This window comes from Micromonospora xinjiangensis (genome assembly GCF_056150165.1).
Genome location: NZ_JAXCFO010000003.1, coordinates 705,439 through 724,568, shown reverse-complemented (window position 1 = coordinate 724,568; position 19,130 = coordinate 705,439). Strand labels below are relative to the sequence as shown.

17 protein-coding genes are annotated in these 19,130 nt (G+C 74.2%); 10 read left to right on the top strand and 7 right to left on the bottom strand.

Features of this window, described 5'->3' with window-relative positions; translation table 11 throughout:
• Positions 1-193: 193 nt before the first annotated feature.
• A complete protein-coding gene (gene mycP / locus SM573_RS15270; protein ID WP_474616329.1) occupies positions 194-1,441 on the top strand; it encodes a type VII secretion-associated serine protease mycosin in 1,248 nt (415 codons plus the stop codon).
• A gap of 204 nt (positions 1,442-1,645) precedes the next feature.
• Here mycP and SM573_RS15265 read toward each other — a convergent pair whose 3' ends face one another.
• The 3 genes from SM573_RS15265 to eccCa form a co-directional block, all read right to left on the bottom strand.
• The gene (locus SM573_RS15265) at positions 1,646-1,927 is read right to left on the bottom strand and encodes a WXG100 family type VII secretion target (protein ID WP_474612826.1); all 282 of its coding nucleotides are present in this window, start codon (positions 1,925-1,927) and stop codon (positions 1,646-1,648) included.
• A gap of 28 nt (positions 1,928-1,955) precedes the next feature.
• Complete coding sequence (locus tag SM573_RS15260; protein ID WP_091592956.1) at positions 1,956-2,264, bottom strand: WXG100 family type VII secretion target; 309 nt, start codon at positions 2,262-2,264, stop codon at positions 1,956-1,958.
• Positions 2,265-2,568: 304 nt separating this feature from the next.
• A complete protein-coding gene (eccCa, locus tag SM573_RS15255) occupies positions 2,569-6,531 on the bottom strand; it encodes a type VII secretion protein EccCa (protein ID WP_474612825.1) in 3,963 nt (1,320 codons plus the stop codon).
• 165 nt (positions 6,532-6,696) lie between these two features.
• On the opposite strand from eccCa, the gene eccD reads away from it, so the two are divergent.
• The gene (eccD, locus tag SM573_RS15250) at positions 6,697-8,094 is read left to right on the top strand and encodes a type VII secretion integral membrane protein EccD (RefSeq protein WP_474612824.1); all 1,398 of its coding nucleotides are present in this window, start codon (positions 6,697-6,699) and stop codon (positions 8,092-8,094) included.
• On the opposite strand, the gene SM573_RS15245 is transcribed toward eccD, so the two are convergent.
• A complete protein-coding gene (locus tag SM573_RS15245) occupies positions 8,078-9,262 on the bottom strand; it encodes a type VII secretion protein EccE (protein ID WP_474616328.1) in 1,185 nt (394 codons plus the stop codon). The two genes, eccD and SM573_RS15245, sit on opposite strands and share 17 nt — an antisense overlap.
• 160 nt (positions 9,263-9,422) lie before the next feature.
• On the opposite strand from SM573_RS15245, the gene eccB reads away from it, so the two are divergent.
• The 8 genes from eccB (at position 9,423) to SM573_RS15205 (ending at position 16,539) form a co-directional block, all read left to right on the top strand.
• Positions 9,423-11,042 (top strand): type VII secretion protein EccB, encoded by a 1,620-nt coding sequence (eccB, locus tag SM573_RS15240; protein WP_474616327.1) that lies wholly within the window; start codon positions 9,423-9,425, stop codon positions 11,040-11,042.
• A gap of 107 nt (positions 11,043-11,149) precedes the next feature.
• Positions 11,150-11,518 (top strand): hypothetical protein, encoded by a 369-nt coding sequence (locus SM573_RS15235; RefSeq protein WP_474612821.1) that lies wholly within the window; start codon positions 11,150-11,152, stop codon positions 11,516-11,518.
• Positions 11,511-12,788, top strand: a complete 1,278-nt coding sequence (locus tag SM573_RS15230) for a WXG100 family type VII secretion target (RefSeq protein ID WP_474616326.1) — start codon at positions 11,511-11,513, stop codon at positions 12,786-12,788. The genes SM573_RS15235 and SM573_RS15230 overlap by 8 nt, the downstream gene beginning before the upstream one ends.
• A gap of 270 nt (positions 12,789-13,058) precedes the next feature.
• On the top strand, positions 13,059-13,427 hold the full coding sequence (locus SM573_RS15225) for a hypothetical protein (RefSeq protein ID WP_474612819.1): 369 nt from the start codon (positions 13,059-13,061) through the stop codon (positions 13,425-13,427).
• Between the two features lie 352 nt (positions 13,428-13,779).
• Positions 13,780-14,577 (top strand): hypothetical protein, encoded by a 798-nt coding sequence (locus tag SM573_RS15220; protein WP_474612909.1) that lies wholly within the window; start codon positions 13,780-13,782, stop codon positions 14,575-14,577.
• Positions 14,578-14,680: 103 nt separating this feature from the next.
• Positions 14,681-15,022, top strand: a complete 342-nt coding sequence (locus SM573_RS15215) for a DUF1232 domain-containing protein (protein ID WP_474612818.1) — start codon at positions 14,681-14,683, stop codon at positions 15,020-15,022.
• Positions 15,023-15,052: 30 nt separating this feature from the next.
• Positions 15,053-15,460 carry a pyridoxamine 5'-phosphate oxidase family protein gene (locus SM573_RS15210; RefSeq protein ID WP_474612817.1) on the top strand — a complete coding sequence of 136 codons (408 nt, stop codon included), beginning with the start codon at positions 15,053-15,055 and terminating at the stop codon, positions 15,458-15,460.
• A gap of 404 nt (positions 15,461-15,864) precedes the next feature.
• Positions 15,865-16,539, top strand: coding sequence for a C39 family peptidase (locus SM573_RS15205; protein ID WP_474612816.1), 675 nt, complete (start codon positions 15,865-15,867; stop codon positions 16,537-16,539).
• A gap of 9 nt (positions 16,540-16,548) precedes the next feature.
• Here the strand turns inward: SM573_RS15205 and SM573_RS15200 are convergent, their stop codons facing one another.
• From SM573_RS15200 to SM573_RS15190, 3 genes are all read right to left on the bottom strand, one after another.
• On the bottom strand, positions 16,549-17,892 hold the full coding sequence (locus SM573_RS15200) for an FUSC family protein (RefSeq protein ID WP_474616325.1): 1,344 nt from the start codon (positions 17,890-17,892) through the stop codon (positions 16,549-16,551).
• A 116-nt stretch (positions 17,893-18,008) separates the two neighbouring features.
• Positions 18,009-18,191: an antitoxin gene (locus SM573_RS15195; protein ID WP_474612814.1), complete on the bottom strand. Its 183-nt coding sequence runs from the start codon at positions 18,189-18,191 to the stop codon at positions 18,009-18,011.
• 82 nt (positions 18,192-18,273) lie between these two features.
• Entirely contained in the window at positions 18,274-18,927 is a 654-nt protein-coding gene (locus SM573_RS15190) for a dienelactone hydrolase family protein (RefSeq protein ID WP_474616324.1), read from the bottom strand.
• Positions 18,928-19,130 lie beyond the last annotated feature (203 nt).

The following is a 19,130-nucleotide window of genomic DNA, read 5'->3' as shown; positions in this document are numbered from 1 at the left end:
AGATCCGCGCAACATCACGGAAGGAGTGGCCTTCACGAGCCCGGGAAGCCACAACGTCCAGGATGTCGCGTGGATCTTCACCCGAGCCTGCCGGCGTGCGGGTCCGTTGGGCGCGAGGGCATCGGGCGGGTCTCCGGGGGGGCTGGGCGGTCCCGTCACCGCACGACGGGCGCGACGGCGGTAGTCTTCCGGCGTGCGCGAGAGCTTGCGGCTGGACGGGAGCGAGGTGGCCCGCCGGACCGGACGCGGGGTCCGGGCCGTCCTCTGTGGAGCCATCACGGTGCTGCTCGGCACCGCTGTCGTGCCGCCGTCGCCGGCCGTGGCAGCGCCGGCCTGCGGCCCGGCCGGTGAGGCCGCACCGACCGAGACGCCGTGGCCCCTGAAGCGGCTGGAGCCGTCGTCGGTCTGGCAGCTCACCCGGGGCGCCGGGGTGACCGTCGCCGTGATCGACTCAGGTGTGTCGGCCACCCATCCGATCCTCAAGGGGCAGGTCCGCGACGGGGCCGACTTCAACGGGCTCCCGTCCAGCAAGGGCCAGTGTGACCTGGTGGGGCACGGCACGATCGTGGCCGGCATCATCGCCGGGCGGCAGGACACGAGCACCCCGTTCGTCGGCGTCGCCCCGCAGGCCCGGATCCTCCCGATCCGGGTGCTGGCCGAGAAGCGCGCCCCCAACGACGAGTCGCTGCCCGGGGAGATCGCCGAGGCGATCCGCTGGGCCGTCGACCACGGCGCCGACATCATCAACCTGTCCCTGGTGACCCTGCCCCGGCCGGTGCTGGCCTCCGCCGTCGAGTACGCCGAGAGCAAGGGCGTCCTCCTCGTGGCCGCCGCGGGAAACCGAGAGGAGCAGCGGCAGGACTACCTCGCCTACCCGGCCGCGTACCCGGGGGTCATCGCGGTCGCCGGTGTGGACGAGCAGGGCGCGCACGTCGACAGCTCGGTCGCCGGCGACTACGTCGACATCGCCGCGCCCGGGCTCAACATCGTCGGGCCGGCACCGGGCGGCCCGGGTTACCTCGTCGAGGAGGAGGGGGGCACCAGCTTCGCCGCCGCGTACGTGTCGGGCGTGGCCGCGCTGGTCCGCTCGGCCCACCCGAGCCTCACCCCCCAGCAGGTCGCCGACCGGCTCGTCCGGACGGCGGACAGCCCGCCGGAGGGGCACAACGCCGAGATCGGCTACGGGGTGGTGAACCCGTACCGGGCGGTGACGACGCTGCTCGGTACCCGCACCGACCCTCCGCCCGGGGCGATACCCGCCCCCGACGCCCCTGATGATCCGCTGGCCTGGCAGCGCACGGTGGCGATCTGGGTGGCGGCGGCGGGCGCCGTGCTCGCCGTGGTGCTGCTGGCGGCCCGGCCGATCCTGGTTCGTGGCCGCCGCCGTGGCTGGCAGCCGGGTCGACGGCCGCCCGAGGTCGACACGCCGGTCACCGGTTGAGCACCACCCGGCACCGACCCATTGAAGTATGTGATGGGAATCACCGGCGGCCGGACCGGGGCGGCCGCAGCCGCCGGAGCGACGAGCGCCGCGACGTAGGCCCGTCGCGCGGTCGGCCCGCCGGCCGGTGCCCCGTCAGCGCGCTCCACGAACGCAAACGGCTCCGGCCCGGATGAACCGGACCGGAGCCGCGTGGCGTGCTGGTCAGCCGCCCCAGACCTTGGAGTTGCTCATCTCGGTGGTGACGTAGTTCTCGCGGGCGATGCCGACCGCGCCACCGATGTCGTTCAGGATGCGGTTGATGTCCCGAACGGCGGTGTCCCACTGGGCCTGGTGCTGCTCGTAGGCAACCCGGTCCTGACCGTCCCACTGGAGCTTGGACAGCATCTGACGGAGCGTGTCCAGCTTCTCGTCGATGGTCTTCGAGATCGCCTGCATCTGCTGGTTGGCGCTCTCGAGGACCGCGTAGTCAACCTTGATCGTCACGACTTCCTCCTCTGCTCCTGGTCAGGCGTCACGGGTTGAGGGCAGAGTGGAACTTGTCCAGCATCTGCTGCTGCTCTTCGTCGTTGACCTGGTGCGTCGTCCCCGACTTGTCGAGCAGGTCGGCGATGTTGTCCATCGCCGTCAGCAGCTTCGCGGTGTCCTCGTTCCAGCGCTGCATGAGCGACTGGAAGCCCGTCGACGCCTGCCCCTTCCACGCGATGGCCAGATCGTCCACGACGTTCCACAGCTTCTTCAGCTCGCCGTCGACCTCGCTGCGCGTGGACCGCACGTCACTCGCGGCGGTATGTAGAGTCGCTGCTTCGACCTCGAACGCCATGCTTCACACCCTTCCGTCATCTTGTGGCGGCGGACCTGCCGCGCCCTCCCCCGCGGCAAGGCGAAACACCCCACCGACGGACACTCCTGAGAAGACCGTAGCGGACCGGTTCCAGCGCGCGCAGCCCCGGGCCGTACGGCAATCGATGAAACGGGCCAATCCCCGCACGCCACGGCCGTGTGCGACGGTGCGGTGAGCTGGGTCGGGCCCCGCTCGGCACCGTCGCGGCGGGCGGCCGACGCGTGCGGTCGGCCCCGGTCCGACGACCATGGCGGCTGTCGTCCACAGTGGTTGCCCCGTGACCCTACACCGGCTCCGACCACGCGGTCTGGATGAGCTGCTGACCGTCCCGACGGCGTACCAGTGTGCCCCGGCCGGGCGGCTGCGGGCTGGGCCGCAGCGTGCCGAACACCGCACCTTCCTCGCGGTTGCCGGACATGAGCAGGCCCGGCGAGTCGAGTTCGCGCAGCCGTTGCAGCACGGGCTCGTAGAGCGCCCGGGCGACACCGCCGGCCCGCCGCGTGATGATCAGGTGCAGCCCGATGTCGCGCGCCTGGGGGAGCAGCTCGTGCAGGGCGCTGAGCGGGTTGTTGCCGCCGCTGGCCACCAGGTCGTAGTCGTCCACCAGGATGTAGAGGTCCGGCCCCTTCCACCAGCTGCGGTCCCGCAGCTGTGCCGTGGTCACGTCCGGGCCCGGCAACCGGTTGGAGAGCGCGCTGCGGATCGAGGCCAGGCCCTGCGCGAAGACCTGGTTGGACGGCGCGTAGTCGAGCAGGTGGTCCCCCTCCACCGCACCGAGCAGGCCACGCCGGTAGTCGGCGATCACCAGACGTGCCTGCGCCGGGGTGTACCGCTCGGTGATGCCCCGGGCGATGAGCCGGAGCAGGTTCGTCTTACCGCACTCGGCGTCGCCGAAGACCGTCAGGTGCGGCTCGTTGGCGAGGTCGAGGTAGACCGGCGCGAGTGCCGACTCGTTGACACCGATCGGCAGGCCCGGGACGGAGCGGTCCGCGATCCGGGCCAGCTCGCTGACCGGCAGCTTGCGCGGCAGCAGCCGGACCTTCGGCGCGGGGCGACCCGACCAGTTCTCCGCGACGTGCTTCGCCAGCGCGGCGGACGCCTCCGTGAGGTCCTCGATGTCGCGCCGGCCGTCGATCCGCGAGATCGCGGCGAGGAAGTGCAGCTTGTCGCGGGTCATGCCGCGGCCGGGGGCGCCGACCGGCACGTTCTGGGCCGTCCGCCGGTCGATCTCCGACTCGGACGGGTCACCCAGTCGCAGCTCCAGCTTGGTGCCGAGCAGGTCGCGCATGTTGATCCGGATCTCCGCCCACCGGACGGCCGTGACGACCACGTGGACGCCGAAGCCGAGCCCCCGGTTGGCCAGGTTCGTGATGGTCTGCTCCAGCTCCTCGTACTCCTGCCGGAGCGTGTTCCAGCCGTCCACCACGAGGAAGACGTCGCCGAACGGGTCGTCGGCGAACTCCCCCGCGGCCCGCCGGCGCCGGTAGCTGGCCACCGAGTCGATGCCGTGCTGGGCGAAGCGCGCCTCCCGGTCGTCCAGGATGGCCACCACCTCGGCCACGGTGCGGCGGACCGCCTCGACGTCGCGCCGGCCGGCCACCCCCGACATGTGGGGCAGCGCCTCCAGGCTGCGCAGCGCGCCGCCGCCGAAGTCCAGACAGAAGAACTGCACCTCGCGCGGCGTGTGGGTGAGCGACAGCGAGGCGAGCATCGAGCGCAGCATGGTGCTCTTGCCGCTCAGCGACGCGCCGACGATGACGACGTTGCCGCCCGCGCCGGCCAGGTCGACCATCATCGGGTCGCGCCGCTGCTCGTACGGGCGGTCGACGATGCCGACCGGCACGGCGAGCCGGCCACGGCCGGGCCAGCTCGCGGTGCAGAGGCCGAGGCTCGGGTGCACGCTGAGCTGCGGCAGCAGCTCGCCCAGGTTCGGCGGCTCGGCGAGCGGCGGCAGCCAGACCTGGTGCGCGGGGCGCCCCCGGTCCTTGAGCCGGTCGATGAGCACGTCCAGCATGGCCACGGCCTTGCCGTCCGCCGGCTCCTCCGGCTCCGGCACAGTCTCGACGGGCAGCTGCGGCGCCTGCACCGGCACGAAGTTGACCCCGTACGGCACGATGCGGCGCTGCACCAGCGCCTGCGAGCGCGACGCCTGCTGGCCCGGCGGCCGGTACGGCCCCGAGACGTACGCGGCGCGGAACCGCAGCATGGTGCTGGTATCGGTCTTGAGGTAGCCGTGGCCGGGCGCGCTCGGCAGCTCGTACGCGTCGGGCACCCCGAGCACGATCCGGCTCTCGACGGCGGAGAAGGTGCGCAGACCGATCCGGTACGACAGGTGCGTGTCGAGGCCGCGCAGCTTGCCCTCCTCCAGCCGCTGGCTGGCCAGGAGGAGGTGCACACCGAGCGACCGGCCCAGTCGGCCGATCATCACGAAGAGGTCGATGAAGTCGGGCTTCGCGGCGAGCAGCTCGCTGAACTCGTCGCAGATGATGAGCAGGCTGGGCATGGGCTCCAGCGGCTCACCGGCCGCCCGGGCCTTCTCGTACTCGAAGCGGGAGATGTAGTTGCCGGCCGCGCGCAGGACCTCCTGCCGGCGGTTCATCTCACCGGCGAGCGCGTCGCGCATACGGTCGACCAGCGGCAGCTCGTCGGCCAGGTTGGTGATGACGGCGCTGGTGTGCGGCAGCGCCTCCAGCGAGGCGAACGTCGCGCCGCCCTTGAAGTCGACCAGGACGAAGTTGAGCTCCTCCGAGGAGTGGGTGACGGCGAGCGCGGCGACCACCGTACGGAGCAGCTCGCTCTTGCCGGAGCCGGTCGCGCCGATCACCAGGCCGTGCGGGCCCATACCCTCGTGCGCCGACTCCTTGAAGTCCAGCTCGACCACGTTGCCGTCCGGGCCCACGCCGAGCGGGATGCGCAGGCGTTCGCGGTGGCTGCGCGGCCGCCACGTCTGCTGCACGTCCACGGCGGCGGCGTCGCCGACACCGAGCAGGTCGGGCAGCTCCATGCTGCGGGCCAGCGGCTCCTCGGAGGTCGTCTGCTGCTGGGAGAGCCGGTAGGGGGCGATCTGCCGGGCCAGCCCCTCGGCGGCCTCGGCGCTGAGCCGGTCGGGGATGCCGAGGCGGGTGGAGTTGGTGCCGCGCACCAGCTCCAGCGCGCTGCCGTCACCCGCGTCGAGGCAGAGCAGCCAGCGGCCGGCGTCGCGGGGCACGGTGCCGGAGAGGTCGATGACCGTGGCGCCGAGCAGGCCGGGACCCATCAGGTGACAGGTTGCCGACACTTCGCCGCCGTCGAGCACCACCACCAGGTGCGGCGCGGTGGTCAGCGGCTTCGCCTCGGGGGCGAAACGCGGCCGGTTGGCGAGCTCGTCGGCGAGCGACTCCTCCGCCTCGGCCAGGCTGGCGAAGACGAGCCGGCGGGCGCCGGCGGCGTCGGTCCGCCCGGGGTGCTGGGCGTGCGGGAGCCACTTCACCCAGTCCCAGTGCGGCTGCCGGTCCGGCGCGGCGACCACCGCGATGATCAGGTCGTCCGGCGCGTGGAAGGTGGCCAGCTGGCCCAGGGCGGCGCGGGTCAGGTCGAGCACGGGCTCCCGGTCGCCGCGCAGCACCACCCGGCTGAACGAGCGCAGCGACAGGGCGGTGGGCAGGTCGGGCACCGTCGAGTGTGCCCGGACGAACCGGCGCAGCGCGATGGCGCTCATCGGCTCCAGGTCCTCGACCGGCTTCGTCTCCGGCGGGACTATCTCCACCGCGAGCCGCTGCGGGCCGAGCGCGATCCGGGTCTCACCGAAGTCGTCCTCGGTGATGCGTCGCTCCCACAGCCGGCGGGACGCCGCGATCGACCAGAGCGCGTCCGGCTCCGGGTGACGCCAGGCCATCGCGGCCCGCTGCTGCTCGGCCGCGCGGCGGGTGCGCTTGCGCATCTGGGCCAGGTAACGCATGTAGTCACGCCGGTTGGCGTTCAGCTCGGCCTTGTCGTTGCCGCCGTTGGCCAGCGAACCGACCGCCATGCCGAGCATCGAGATGCCGAAGAGGCCACCGGCGACGTACGTCATCATGCCGCCGCCCCGGCCGGCGTACAGGAAGGCCATCGCGCCGACACCGCAGACCATCGGCAGGATCATCAGCAGCTGACCCATGCCTCGGGGCGTCGGTTCCGGCAGCTCGGGCGGGGATTCCAGCAGCACCTCACCGCGCGGTAAGGCTGGCCCCGGCTGGCGCGGGAGTCGGCGGAACACCACCGTGCTCACGGCTGTCTCCTCCCCAGAAGCGGCCCTGATGAAGTTCTGCGACGGACCGAACTCGTCGGGTGGGCATCGTACGTGGCTGTCATCGTAGGTAATCTCCCGTGGGCGTCGCGGACCCGTGGTCGATGCCCGGGCCGGGGATCGTACGGAGAGCACGAGGAGGCCACAGTGGCGACGAAGACAGCTACCGGCGGTCTCAGCCGGATCACCATCGTGGCACCACGCACGCGGATGGATCTCGCCCTACCGTCCGACGTCCCGCTCGCCGACCTGCTGCCGACGCTGCTGCGTTACGCCGGTGAGGACCTCGCCGACGAGGGCGTGCGGCACGGCGGGTGGAGCCTGGCGCGGCTGGGTGGGCAGCCGCTCGACGGCGGCCGTACGGTCACGCAGCTCGGCATCCGCGACGGCGAGGTGCTCTACTTCAACCCGCGTTCGGCGGCCGCACCCGAGGTCGTCTTCGACGACGTGGTGGATGCGGTCGCGACGGCGACCAGCAACCGGCCCGGCGCCTGGCAGGTGGCCACGACCCGGTCCTTCGGGATCCTGTTCGCGGCGGCGGCGCTCGGCGCGGGCGCGGTGGCCGCGCTCTTCGCCGGGCCGCCGCACCTGCCGGGCGCCCTGGCCGCCCTGCTGATCGCGGTGGCGCTGCTCGTCGGCGCCGCCGTGCTCTCCCGGGCGGCCGGCGACAGCCGCACCGGCGCGGTGCTGGCCACGGTCGGTGTGGCGTACGCGGGTGTCGGCGGCCTGCTGCTGCTCGCCGGGGACCGGTCGCTGACCGATCTGGCCAGCCCGCACATCCTGCTCGCGGCCACCGCCGTAGTGATCTTCGGCGCGGTGGCGGCGCTGGCCGTCGGCGACCGCCTGCCGCTCTTCCTCGGCGCCGTCGCGATCGGCGCGGCGACCGGCCTCGGTGCGGTGCTCTCCCTGACCTTCGGCATCGGTCCGGCGGCGGCCGCGGCGGTGGTGGCCGCCGTCGCGTTCGGCGCGGTGCCCGCGCTGCCCATGGCCTCCTACCGGCTGGCGCGGCTTCCCGTGCCGTCCATCCCGACCGGCCCCGACGACCTGAAGACCGACACGGAGTCCGTCGACGGCCGCCGCGTGCTGCAGCTCAGCGAGCGCGCCGACGAGTTCCTGACCGGTCTGCTGTGGACGGTGTCGCTGCTGGTGCTCGGCGCCCAGGTCGTGCTCGCCCTGGACGGCCGCCTCCCGGCGGTGCTCCTCTGCCTGGTGCTGGCGCTGCTGTCGATGCTGCGGGCCCGCCCCTTCCTCGGCCGCGCCCAGCGCACTCCGGTGCTCCTCACCGGCACCGTCGGGCTCGGCCTCACGGCCGCGGCCACCTTCGCCCACGGCGGCATGGCGACGCGGCTCGGCCTGATCGTCGGCGGGCTGCTGCTGGCCGCGGTGATCAGCCTGATCTACGGCCTCACCGTCGCCGGCAAGCGGATCTCACCCGTGTGGGGCCGGCTGCTGGACATCGTCGAGATCCTGCTGATCGTCGCGCTGGTGCCGCTGGCCGTCTGGGTCCTGGGCCTCTACGGCTGGATCGTCAACCTGCGACCCTGACCGACCCGACCCCGCCGGGCAGCGCCCCCGTCGGGGTGGCCGCCCAGACGCCCGGCCCGTGCTGGCCGTCGAGCGGGCGGGCCGGGGTGCCGCACTGGCGTGCCACGTCGCGCACCACCTTCACGAGCGCCTCGACGTGACCGTCCATGGCGGCGACGCGCAGCAGCGGCGCGACGGAGCGACCGCCCGGCAGCACGACGGCGGCCACGGTGTGCGAGGGCGCGGAGGTCGCGGTCACCGCGTCGACGAGCGGGCCGAGCGGCGCGTCCGGCCGGGGCCGCAGGGCCAGGCAGCGGTGCGTCCAGCCGCCGCCCCGCAGCCCCGTCCAGGTCTCGGTCGGCGGGTCCGGCGTGAGGTCCAGACCGGCGGCGGAGACAACGGCGGCGCGCAGTTCGTCGCGGCTGAGCGCCCGGTGGGTGAGGCCCTCCGCGTTCAGCGCCTTGCCCAGGCGGCCGATGCCGGCGGCCAGCGTGCGGTGCACACCGGCCAGGCCCCCGCCGCGGGTCACGGCCTCCGTCCGGGCGTCGCGCACCGTGAGGCGCAGCGCCACCCAGACCGTACGGTGTGCCGCGGGCGGAGCGCCCGGGGCCGGGTACCAGACGAGGGTGTGCGACACCACCTGCGCCAACGTGACAGGCGCCGTGAAGTCGGCGAGCACGCGCAGCGCCCGGTCCACCACGGACGACTCCACCGAGCCGACCGGCGCGCCCGAGCGGCCGTAGAGCGCCACCGCGGCGAACCAGCCGTGCTCGTCCTGGCCGATGCCGAGCCGGGTGCCGCGGTCGGTCAGCTCGATCACGGACAGCTGCGGGGCGAGCGACACCAGGCGCGGGTCGGCCCCACCGCCCGCGGCCAGCGCGGCGCGCGCCCGGGCCCGGCGGCGCTTCAACCGGCGCCGCAGCACGACGTCCTCGTACCACCAGCGGCCGCCCCGGCGGGCGAACACGGCCAACAGCACGATCAGGGCGACGGCGGTGACCACACCGACCAGCCAGGCCGGCCCGCCGAGCGCCGCCCAGACGGCCACCGCGCAGAGTTCCACGATGACGAGCTGGCCGACCACGAGGGGGCCGAGCCGGCCACGACGGCGCTGGTCGGCGGTCGGTACGGGGCGGTCGGGGGACGGATCCACGGCCGTGCGCGCGGGTGGCGCCTGAAGCTGCGTCATCGCTGACTGTCCCTCCTGCATGGTGCGGCTCACGGCCACGTCGATACGCTGCCGGTCGCGGGCGCTGGTCCCGGGAACCCGCCGACGGCCCCTTATCGTAGGGAAGCCCGCGACCCCACCCGGACCTGAGCGTCGCCGACCCATCCCGCCGGAGGTAAGCATGCGGACCCGCCGCGATCAGGTGCAGGCGTACCGCTTCGTCACCCGCCGGATCGTCTCCGCCCTGCTGTCGGGCGACCCCGAGACCAGCAACCTGCCGATGCGACGGCTCGGCATGGCGGTCTTCGGCAGCGTCATCGCCGCGGCCGTGGTGCTCGGCGGCGCCGGCGCGTACGGGCAGCTGACCGGCAACAGCGCCCCGCTGGAGCCGAACACCCTCGTGATCGAGCGCGAGACCGGCGCCACGTACGTCTACACCGAGGGCCGCCTGTACCCGACCCTCAACTACGCGTCGGCCCGACTGATCCTCGACCAGGCCGATCCGCCCATCCGCACGATGTCGCAGGCGTCCATCCAGGACCGGCCGCGCGGCCACACCGCGGGGATCGTCGGTGCACCCAACGCCGTGCCGGACCGCAAGTCGCTGGCCGGACTGCCCTGGTCGGTCTGCCAGGTGCCCGACCCGACCGACCCCCGACGGTCGAGGACCCACCTGGTGATCGACCGGCCGCTCCCCGGCGGCACGCCCCTCGGTGACCGGGCGGTCCTCGTCACCCTCGGTGGCGACCAGCGGTACCTGCTCACGAACGACATGCGCCTGCACCTGAGCGGCGAGAGCCGGGTGGCCGCGCTGCGGATGGCGAACGCACCCACGCTCACCGTGGGCCAGCAGCTGCTCAACGCCATCCCGGCCGGTCCCGCCCTGCGCGAGCTGTCGCTCGAGGGAATGGGCCAGCCGAGCGGGCGGTCGGTCGCGGGCCAGGCCGGCCGCGTCGGCCAGGTGTACCGGGCCGCGGACCGGCACTACGTGCTGACCCGGCAGGGCCTGGCGTCGATCGGGGAGGTGACCGCGCTGCTGCTGCTCCGCCAGGGCGGCAGGATCATCGACATCACCCCCGACCAGGTCGGCAACAACTACGTGGACCGGCGGGTGGAGGAGCAGGGTATGCCGCAGCAGCTGCCCGAGCTCTACCCCGCGCAGAACGGGCAGACGGTGGTCTGCGCGACCTACCGCGAGGGCCCGGCCGGAGGTCCGCCGGTCACCACCCTTGAGGTGTTCGACCGGGCGCCCGCGGAGCTGAGCGGCAGCCAGCCGGACTCGCTGCCCGTCCGGCAGACCAGCCGCGACTCCGTACGCACGGCGGACCAGGTGCTCCTCCCGGGTGGCAAGGGTGTGCTGGCGCAGGCGGCCGTGGGCGCGGGCCAGAGCGGCACCGGAGCGGCCGGCTCGACCGTCTACCTGATCAGCCCCCAGGGTGTCCGGTACCCGCTCGGCACGCGCGGGGGCAACGCGGTCGTGGCACTGGGCTACGGCGGGGTCACCCCGCTGGCCGTGCCCGGCTCGTTGCTCGCCCTCATCCCGACCGGGCCCACGCTGGACCGCGAGGCCGCCTCGGCCGTCTTCGAGCCCGGCGCCCCGGCGACGGGCGCCTCGACGCCGGCCCGGTCACCGAGCCCGGAGGCGAGCCGTTCGTCGCCGCCGGCGGGGGGCGGCACGCCGACACCCGGCACATCGGGCAGCAGCGCGCCGACCTCCGGTGCCCCGTCGCCCGGCACCTCGGCCACGGGTGGACAGACCACCGGGGCGCCGACCTCCGGCGCCCCGGGCAACGGCGGCTGAGCGAGTCGGCGTCCCGTGCCCGGGCGGGTAGCGGGTCGCCCGGCTCGTCGCGGTCGACTAACCTGAGGCTGGCGAAGGATGTCGATTACCACTGCGGGGATGTTGCCATGACCGGGCGCACGGAAGTCGATCTGCTGTCCCTTGAGGACTTCCACAAGCGGTTGGCCGACAGGCTGACCCAAGCCGATTCGTTGTTGCGGAAGCTCAACACCGAGATGCAGTGCAACCCGCCGGCGCTGGGCACGTTCGCCCACGCCACGAGCAACTCCCGTCGATACTCCGAGATCCACCAGTCCTACGCCGAGCAGGCCGGGCGACTCCGTCAGGCGGTGCAGGCGGCGCAGAAGGCGACCAGCACGATCCTGGCCAACTACCGCACGGCCGAGGCCCGCAACGCGGCCACGGCGGCGGACATCTCCGCGGCACTCGCCGGGGTCGACGACGCGCTCGAGCGGGAGGGGGAACCGCGTGTCTGAATACACCGCGCGCTACGAGGGCGCGAGCCACCAGGAGCTCTACGACGGCGTCATGGCGGGCCAGCCCGAGCAGATCGACGGCCTGGCGGCCCAGTGGTCGGCGCTCAAGGGCATCGTCGACGGCCTCGCCCGTGACCTCGGTGGCGACCTGGAGAAGCTCGCCAACACCTGGGTCGGCTCGGCCGGGCTCGAATACCAGCGCCGGCTGACGCTGATCGTCGACTACGCGGGCACCCTCGGCGAGGGCATGGCCGACGTCAAGCAGGCACTGACCATGATGGCCGGCGCGTTGCGGACGGCGCAGAAGCAGTCGGAGAGCCCCGAGGAGACCGACGACCACGACAAGGCCCTGTCGGGGGCGGTCAAGGGCGGCCTCACCCTCGGCCTTCCGGGCGCGGTCGTCGGCGGGTTGCTCGGCCACCAGCAGGACAAGGAAGAGCAGGAGAAGGCCCACCAACGCATGATCAAGGTGGTGGCCGACCTGGCCGAGGGCTACGACCTCTCCGCCTACGGTCGCGTCGTCCCGCCCCCGCCGCCGGATCCGGACACGCCGGGCACCCTGGACGACGGCAGGGCCGACACGCGGATCGGCCCGAACGTGAACACTCCGACGTCGGCGCCGGTGCTCAGCCACGGTGGCCCGCACACGGGCAACGCCACGATCGCCAATCCCCACGGGATCACCGGCGGGCCGGGCACGGGGCACGGCGGCGAGGGGTCGGGCACGATCGGCGGGGGGACGGTCGGCACGGGCACCGGCCCGACCGGGTCCGGTGACGTCGAGCCCGGCGTCGGCACCTCGCTCGCGGGGGTGGACGTGGCTGGCGGCACGGTGGCCACCGGCGCCTCCCCCGGCACCCTTGGCCTCGCCGGTTCCGGCGGCGCGACCCCGGGCGCCGGGTCGGGCCTGCTCGTCGGCAGCGTGGGCGCAGCGGCGCTCGGCGGCGTTGTCAGCACCGCGGCGTTGGCCGGCTCCACCGGGAGCGCCCCTCCGGCGGCAGCCCGTCCGGCCGCTGGCGCCGCCCCTGCCGATCCCCGCTCGGCGGCGGGCGTGGGGCGGGGCGTGGATGTCCGGCGTGACGGCGCGGCCCGGGACGCGGCGGTGGGCCGCGGCCGGGGTGCCGGCGTGAACCGGCCTGGCGTGCTCGGCGGCCGCGGCCAGCAGGCCGAGGACGAGTCCGACGACCGTCTGACCTGGCTGACCGAGGACGAGATGGTCTGGGGCGACGGCAAGGACGCGGCGCCCCCGGTCCTCGGCTCCGGCGGCTGACCCCGCCCGAGAACACTTCGACGGCCCGTCCGGAGCGTCTTCGGATGGGCCGTCGCCATGTCGGCCCGGCGGCCGTGAGGCGCGAACCGACCGCGCGTCGCTGACCGGAAGCGACGGCGGGCCCGCCGACAACCCACGGGCAGCGGCGGCGTGGCGGCCGGCCGTCGCCCGCTCCCGAGGCGTCCGTCCACAACGCAGGGTGGGCACGGTCACGTTCGCGGACGCCGTCGGCGCGCTGCACGGGTCGGCTCAGCGCGATAGGTTGGTGACGTGCTGTCCGTAGCGTCCACCCGCCCCACCTGGCGGGCCACGCTGCGTTCGCTGCGCGAGATGACCCGGCTGGCTGTGGCCGCGATCGCGCTCGCCGTCGGCCTCGGGGGCGCCACTCCGGCCCCGGTGCCGGCCACCGCCGCCGCTCAGCTTCAGCCCAGTGCGGTCAGCAGCCGCGCCGATGTGCTGCGCCCCGAGGCGGCACCGGTCGTCGAGCGGCTCGCCGACGCCGGCACTCCCGCACCCCGCCCGGCCGACCGGCACGTCGCCGCCGTCGCCGTCGCCGTCATGGTGCCGGCGGCTGAGACCGCTCCGGCTGGCGAGCCCGGCCGAGGCGCCCCCGCCCGGCGCGGTCCACCGCTCGCCTGATCCGAGGGCCGTCCCGCCCCCGGGCGCCGCGGTGACCTGATCGGTACGCCCGGCCCGTCCGCTCCCGGCACCCGCCGTCGCCCTGCCGGCACACGTGCGCCCCTCGGGGCCGTGTTCCGGTCGCGCTGGTGGCCGATCCAGAGCCGTGACGGGTGACCCGGGGAGGGTTGGCACCGGCATCGCCCGGCTGGCCCGGGGGCAGTCCGCACCGCTCGACGACCCGATCTCCGGTGCGGCCGGTGGCCGCCCGTCAGCGATGCGCCGCGCCCGGCGGTGGCCCTCACGCCCCAGACACGTTCCGCCCGCCCGCGGGTCCGACCGTCCACTCCCGACCAACGACCACGAGGTGCAGATGATGCAGACCGTCCTCTCCGCCGTCCTGCCCGAGGTGCCCCGCGCCGCCGTCATCTGGCTGAGCCTGCTCGCCGTGGTGACCGCCACCGTCGCCGCCCTGCTGCTGCGCCCGGGCCGGCTCTCGACCGAAGCGGCCGCCCGGATCCGCGACGCCGCCATGCCGAGCCCGCTCGAACTGGCCGAGGAGGAGCGGGAACGGGCCCGTTACGCGCAGGAGGTCGCGGTGGCCGCCGAGCGCGCGACGGCCACCGCCCAGCGCCGTCGGGCCGAGTGGCTCGCCGCGCAGGAGGCGGTCGAGGCGGCCTGGGAGGCGTACGAGGCGGCCGAGGCGGATGTCCGCCGGCTGAACGCCGCCGCGGCGATGCCCCTGCCACGCACCGCCCGCACGCCCGCCGAGTACGTCGACCGCGAGCGTTACCTGCACCGGGCGGCGCTGGACGCGTACTGGCGTCGGGAGCTGTCGGTCGAGCAGCTGAGCGACGTGTTCGCCCACCGCAACGGCTGGGATCCCCGACGCCACCCCGTGGAGCAGGAGCTGGTGCTGCGGCGCGCGGTGCGGGACAACCTCCTCGCCCGGCACCGGGCCGCGCGGGAGCAGGAGCAGGCGGCGTGGCGTCAGGCCGAACTGGCCGCGGCGGCGGCGCGCAGCCTGCGGGACGAGGCGTTCGCCGCCACCGGTCGCCGTGACGAGGAGTCGCAGGCGGTGCTGCCGCTCAGCGAGGTCGTCCGCCCGTCCGAGCAGACGCGGGAGAACCCGGTCGTGGCGCGGGGCCGCGCCGCCGTCCCGGCGTACTGAGTGCGGACGGCGCGCGGGCGGGGTCAGCAGCTCCGCCGGCCACCGTCGCGCGCCGATGACCGGGTGCCGCGCCGGCGTGGTCGATGTGGGTTAGCGTGACCGCATGTCCCGGGAAGCGTGGGTCCTCGTCGTCATCGCCGGCGTCCTGCTGCTCGCCACGCTCGTCGGCGCCGTGGTGCTGGCGGTCAAGGTGGTACGGACCCACCGCCTGCTCACCTCGTTCGGTGCCAGCGGCAAGGTGGCCCTCTACGGGGCCCTGCTCTACACGATCTTTCCGGTGGACCTGCTGCCCGACCCGATCTACCTGGACGACATGGGCGTCCTGACCGCGGCGTTGATCTATCTGGGTCGGTTGGTCCAGCGGCACCGGGCGACCGCCCGCCGGCTGCCCGGCCAGCCGGACGTGCCGCCGGAGCACGGGCGCGCCCGCCGGCCCGTGCCATGATCGGTCCACGCCGCGAGACGGGGGACGAAGATGGCCGCTGGGCACCTGTTGGACATTCGTGACGAGCGGGTCGCCGCGTTCTTCCGGGAGCGCCACCTGGCGACGCTCACCACGCTCCGCGCCGACGGCACCCCGCACGTGGTGCCCGTCGGCGTGACCCTGGACGCGGCGGACGGGCTGGCCCGGGTGATCACCTCCGCCGCGTCCCGCAAGGCCCGGCACGTGGCCGCTGGCGGCCCGGAGGGCAGGCCGGTCGCGGTCTGCCACGTCGACGGCCGGCGCTGGCTGACCGTCGAGGGACGGGCGGTCGTACGCACGGACCCGGCCGCCGTGGCCGAGGCGGAACGCCGGTACGCGCAGCGGTACCGGACCCCGCGCCCCAACCCCGAGCGGGTGGTCATCGAGATCACCGTGACCCGGCTGCTGGGCAGCCTGTGACCGACCGCGCCGACTGACCGGATCGGGTGCTTGCGGGGATTCACCCGTCCGTCCCCGCGAGGCGCCCCCGCGCGCCCTGTCCGGTTCCCGCAGGGCGCCCCCGCCCACCCCCCGAGCGGTCTGGGGCGGCCGTCACGCCACACCGGCGCGTCGTGCGCGGAATCCGCCCGCCCCCGCCGCTGTTGCACCTGTTCGCGGCGCCCCCACCTCGCCTGACGGCGAACGGCGAGGGTTTCTCCGCGGCCGCCACCGGCCCTGGAATGTCCGGTGGAGCAGGGCGGTTGCACCCCCGGTACGGCCCGGGAGGCCACATACCCGGGGCGTCGTGATCCCTGATGTGCCGAGCGCCTGTCCTGGTGCTTGCGCCTCCCCGGAGGCGTCAAACCCCCCGATTGGAGCCCGACATGAACCCGATCGTGCAGAAGAGTGGTCTGTCCGTCGCCGGCCTGCTGGTCGCCGGCGGGTGCGCGCTGGGTCCCGCGGTGGCCGCACACGCCGCCCCGGTCCAGACCGGCCCGACGACGTCCGCCCAGGCCGACAAGGGCCAGGCCGACAAGGGTGGCCACGACCGGCGTGCCGAGCGCCTGGTGGGTGTGAGCTACGAGGCACAGCCGAACTTCTACTACTGCGGCCCGGCCGCCACCCGGATCGCTCTCTCCGCCCAGGGCAAGGCGATGTCGCAGGACGAGGTCGCCGCGCTGCTGGGCACCACCGAGGCCGGCACCCCGTCGGCCCTGGACACCACCCGGGTGCTGAACGAGCTGACCGGTGGCAAGTACAAGACCACCGAGATCCGTGACTCGGTGGCGAAGCCCCACGAGGTGGAGCGGCTGCGTACCGACGTGATGAACGCGTTGGACGACGGCCGACCGGTGGTGGCCAACGTCAAGGGCACGGCCGTCGACACGGACGGCAACCCGCACTCGTACGAGGGCGGGCACTACGTCACCCTGATCGGCTACCGCGACGGCGGGGACGCGATCCGGATCGCCGACCCGGCCGACCCGACCAACAGCGAGTACTGGATGCCGCTCGCCAAGGTCGCCAACTGGATCGCGGAGCGGGGCTACTCCTCCTGATCCGCAGCCTCACCGGGCCGGGCTCCCCTTCGCGGGGCGCCCGGCCCGTCTTTTCGCGTTCCGGGCCGTTCTGCTGCGCAGCGCGGCACGCCGTGCCTCCCGGGTGGTTCTGGTCGAGAAGTTCGTCCGGGCTGTCCGATGCAGCCGGCGGCGGACCGGTGGACGGACCGCTCGCTGGCCCGCTCCGGCGGCCGTCCGCACCAACCGGTTGGCCTCCTCCGGCTCGTACCCGGTGGCCCGGAGCAGGTCGCTGGCCCCGGAGCGGAGGTCGGTGATCACGGAGTCCCCGTACGAGTGGACGCCCTGGGCCCAGGCCCTGCCGGCCAGGTCGGCCGCCTCCAGCGCGAGCCGCCGCGCCTCCTGGAGCGACTCACCGTGCCAACAGGCTCGGCCCATCTCGTCGAGCGCGTCGGCCAGTCGCAGAAACGCGGCCGGCAGCTCGGTCGGGATCGGCTCACCGTACTGGATCACGGTCGCCGACCGCCGAGCCAGGACGCGGACATCCAGCACGAGCCGCTCGAACTGCCCCACGGCGCGGGCGAGCTCGTGGAACTGTGCCCGACGGTGCCAGCGCGCCGGGGCCAGGGTGACCACCTCGTCGGCCCCGCTGAGGACCTCGTTCAGCCGGCCCAGGTCCGCGTCGGCGCCACGCAGTACCTCCAGCGCCCGGATGGCCCGCTCGGAGTCCCGCTCCTGGAGAGCGCCGGCTATCTCCTGGAGCTGCTTCTTCGTCATCTCGAACAGCGGCGCCGCGGCCCGGTTGAGCACCCGGATCGGGTTGACGGGCAGCAGCAGCGCGACCACCAGCAGACCGATGCCACCGCCCAGCAGGGCGTCGAGGATCCGGGGCACCTCGAGCCGGCCCTCCATGGGAGTCAGGGTGGAGATCAGGACGGCCGTACCGCCGGCCTGACCGACCAACGCCCCGCCCCTGCCGGCCACCAGTAGCGCGGCGGCGATGGCGAGCCCCACCACCAGGCCGGTCTGCCAGGCGCCGGTGCCGAGCACGAGGCGCAGCACGTCCCCGATCAGGATGCCCAGCCCCACGCCGGCGAGCAGTTCGAAGGTGCGGCGGGCACGCTGACCGATCGCCGTGGCGATGGTGGCGACCGCGGCCGCCGGGGCGAAGACGTGCATGCCGTGCCCGAAGAACAGTTGGGCCAGGAGCGTGGCGAGCGCGGCGGCGAGGCCGGCCTGCGTCGCGATGACCAACGTGACCTCGAGCTGGCGCAGGCGGACCTTGCCCGCCTCCCCGCCGCGACGCCGGGCCTGCGCCAGCTGCTCACTGCCACGCTCGGCGGCCGTGAGGAGATGTGACCGTTGGGGTTCCCGGTCCACACGGTCGTCGGCCATGGCGGCGGTTACCCCACCCGGCGCGGGTGATTCATGGCGCCCCGGTCACGCCCGCTCCCGGGCCGCCGCAGCGGCGGCCCGGGAGTGAGACACCGCCGGAGCGGCGCGCCGGGACGTCACCGGGACTGGTCGCCCTGACCCGTACGCGACTGGGCCTGGTCGACACCCTTGTTGATCTTTTCCTCGTACCTGCCGCCGGTGCGCTTGTTGGCCATCTCCCCGGCCTTCTTCAGCCCCTGGTCGACCTGCTTGTCGTGCTTGTTCACGAAGTCCTTGGCCTTGTCCATGAAGCTGCTCATGAGTTCCTCCTCGTCGGTGCCGAATCTGGTGCCTTCCCGACGGGCCGGAGGGCAAACGCCGGTACGGCCGGCCGGCGCTCGGTCACCGGGCCAGGTGGGTGGCGAACCAGGAGGCGGCTTCGTCGGCGACCTGTTCGAGGGTGCCGGGCTCCTCGAAGAGGTGGGTCGCACCGGGCACGACGTGCAGTTCGACCGTCCCGGGCAGCGCGTCCCGGGCCTGCTCGTTGAGGGTGATGACCTGCTCGTCGAGGCCGCCGACCAGGAGCAGTGTCGGAGCGCGTACGGCGGAGAGCGCGGAACCGGCCAGATCGGGCCGACCACCCCGGGAGACCACCGCACCCACCTGATCGGGCCGCGCGGCCGCGCTCACGAGGGCCGCGGCGGCTCCGGTGCTGGCCCCGAAGAGGCCGATCGGCGTTCCCCGGGTGGACGGCTCGGCGGCCAGCCAGTCGACGATCGCGGCCAGCCGGTCGGCCAGCAGCCCGATGTCGAAGCGCAGTTCGGCCGTCCGCGCGTCCACCGCGTCCTCGGCCGGCGTGAGCAGGTCGACCAGCACGGTCCCGAGTGCCTGCTGGTTGAGGACGCGGGCCACGGCCGTGTTACGCGGGCTGTGCCGGGAGCTGCCGCTGCCGTGGGCGAAGAGCACCACGCCGACCGGGTCGACGGGGAGGACCATGTCGGCCGGGAGCCCGGCCTCCCCGACCGGGATCGTCACCTGGCTGCTGCGCACGTCCACGGCACACCTCCACCCGCCGGCCGCGGCGACCGGCGGCAGACGGCTTACCCCGGTCGGTGGGCGACAGTCGCGTCCAGCCGGTACGACGGGCGTGGGCACGGGCGATGCCACCCCGTACGGCGCGGGCCGGAACCCGCCCCGCGAGCGCCCGTGACCGGTGGGTCGCCCGATCCCGCCCGACCGGCGTAGACCGGGCGGCGCGG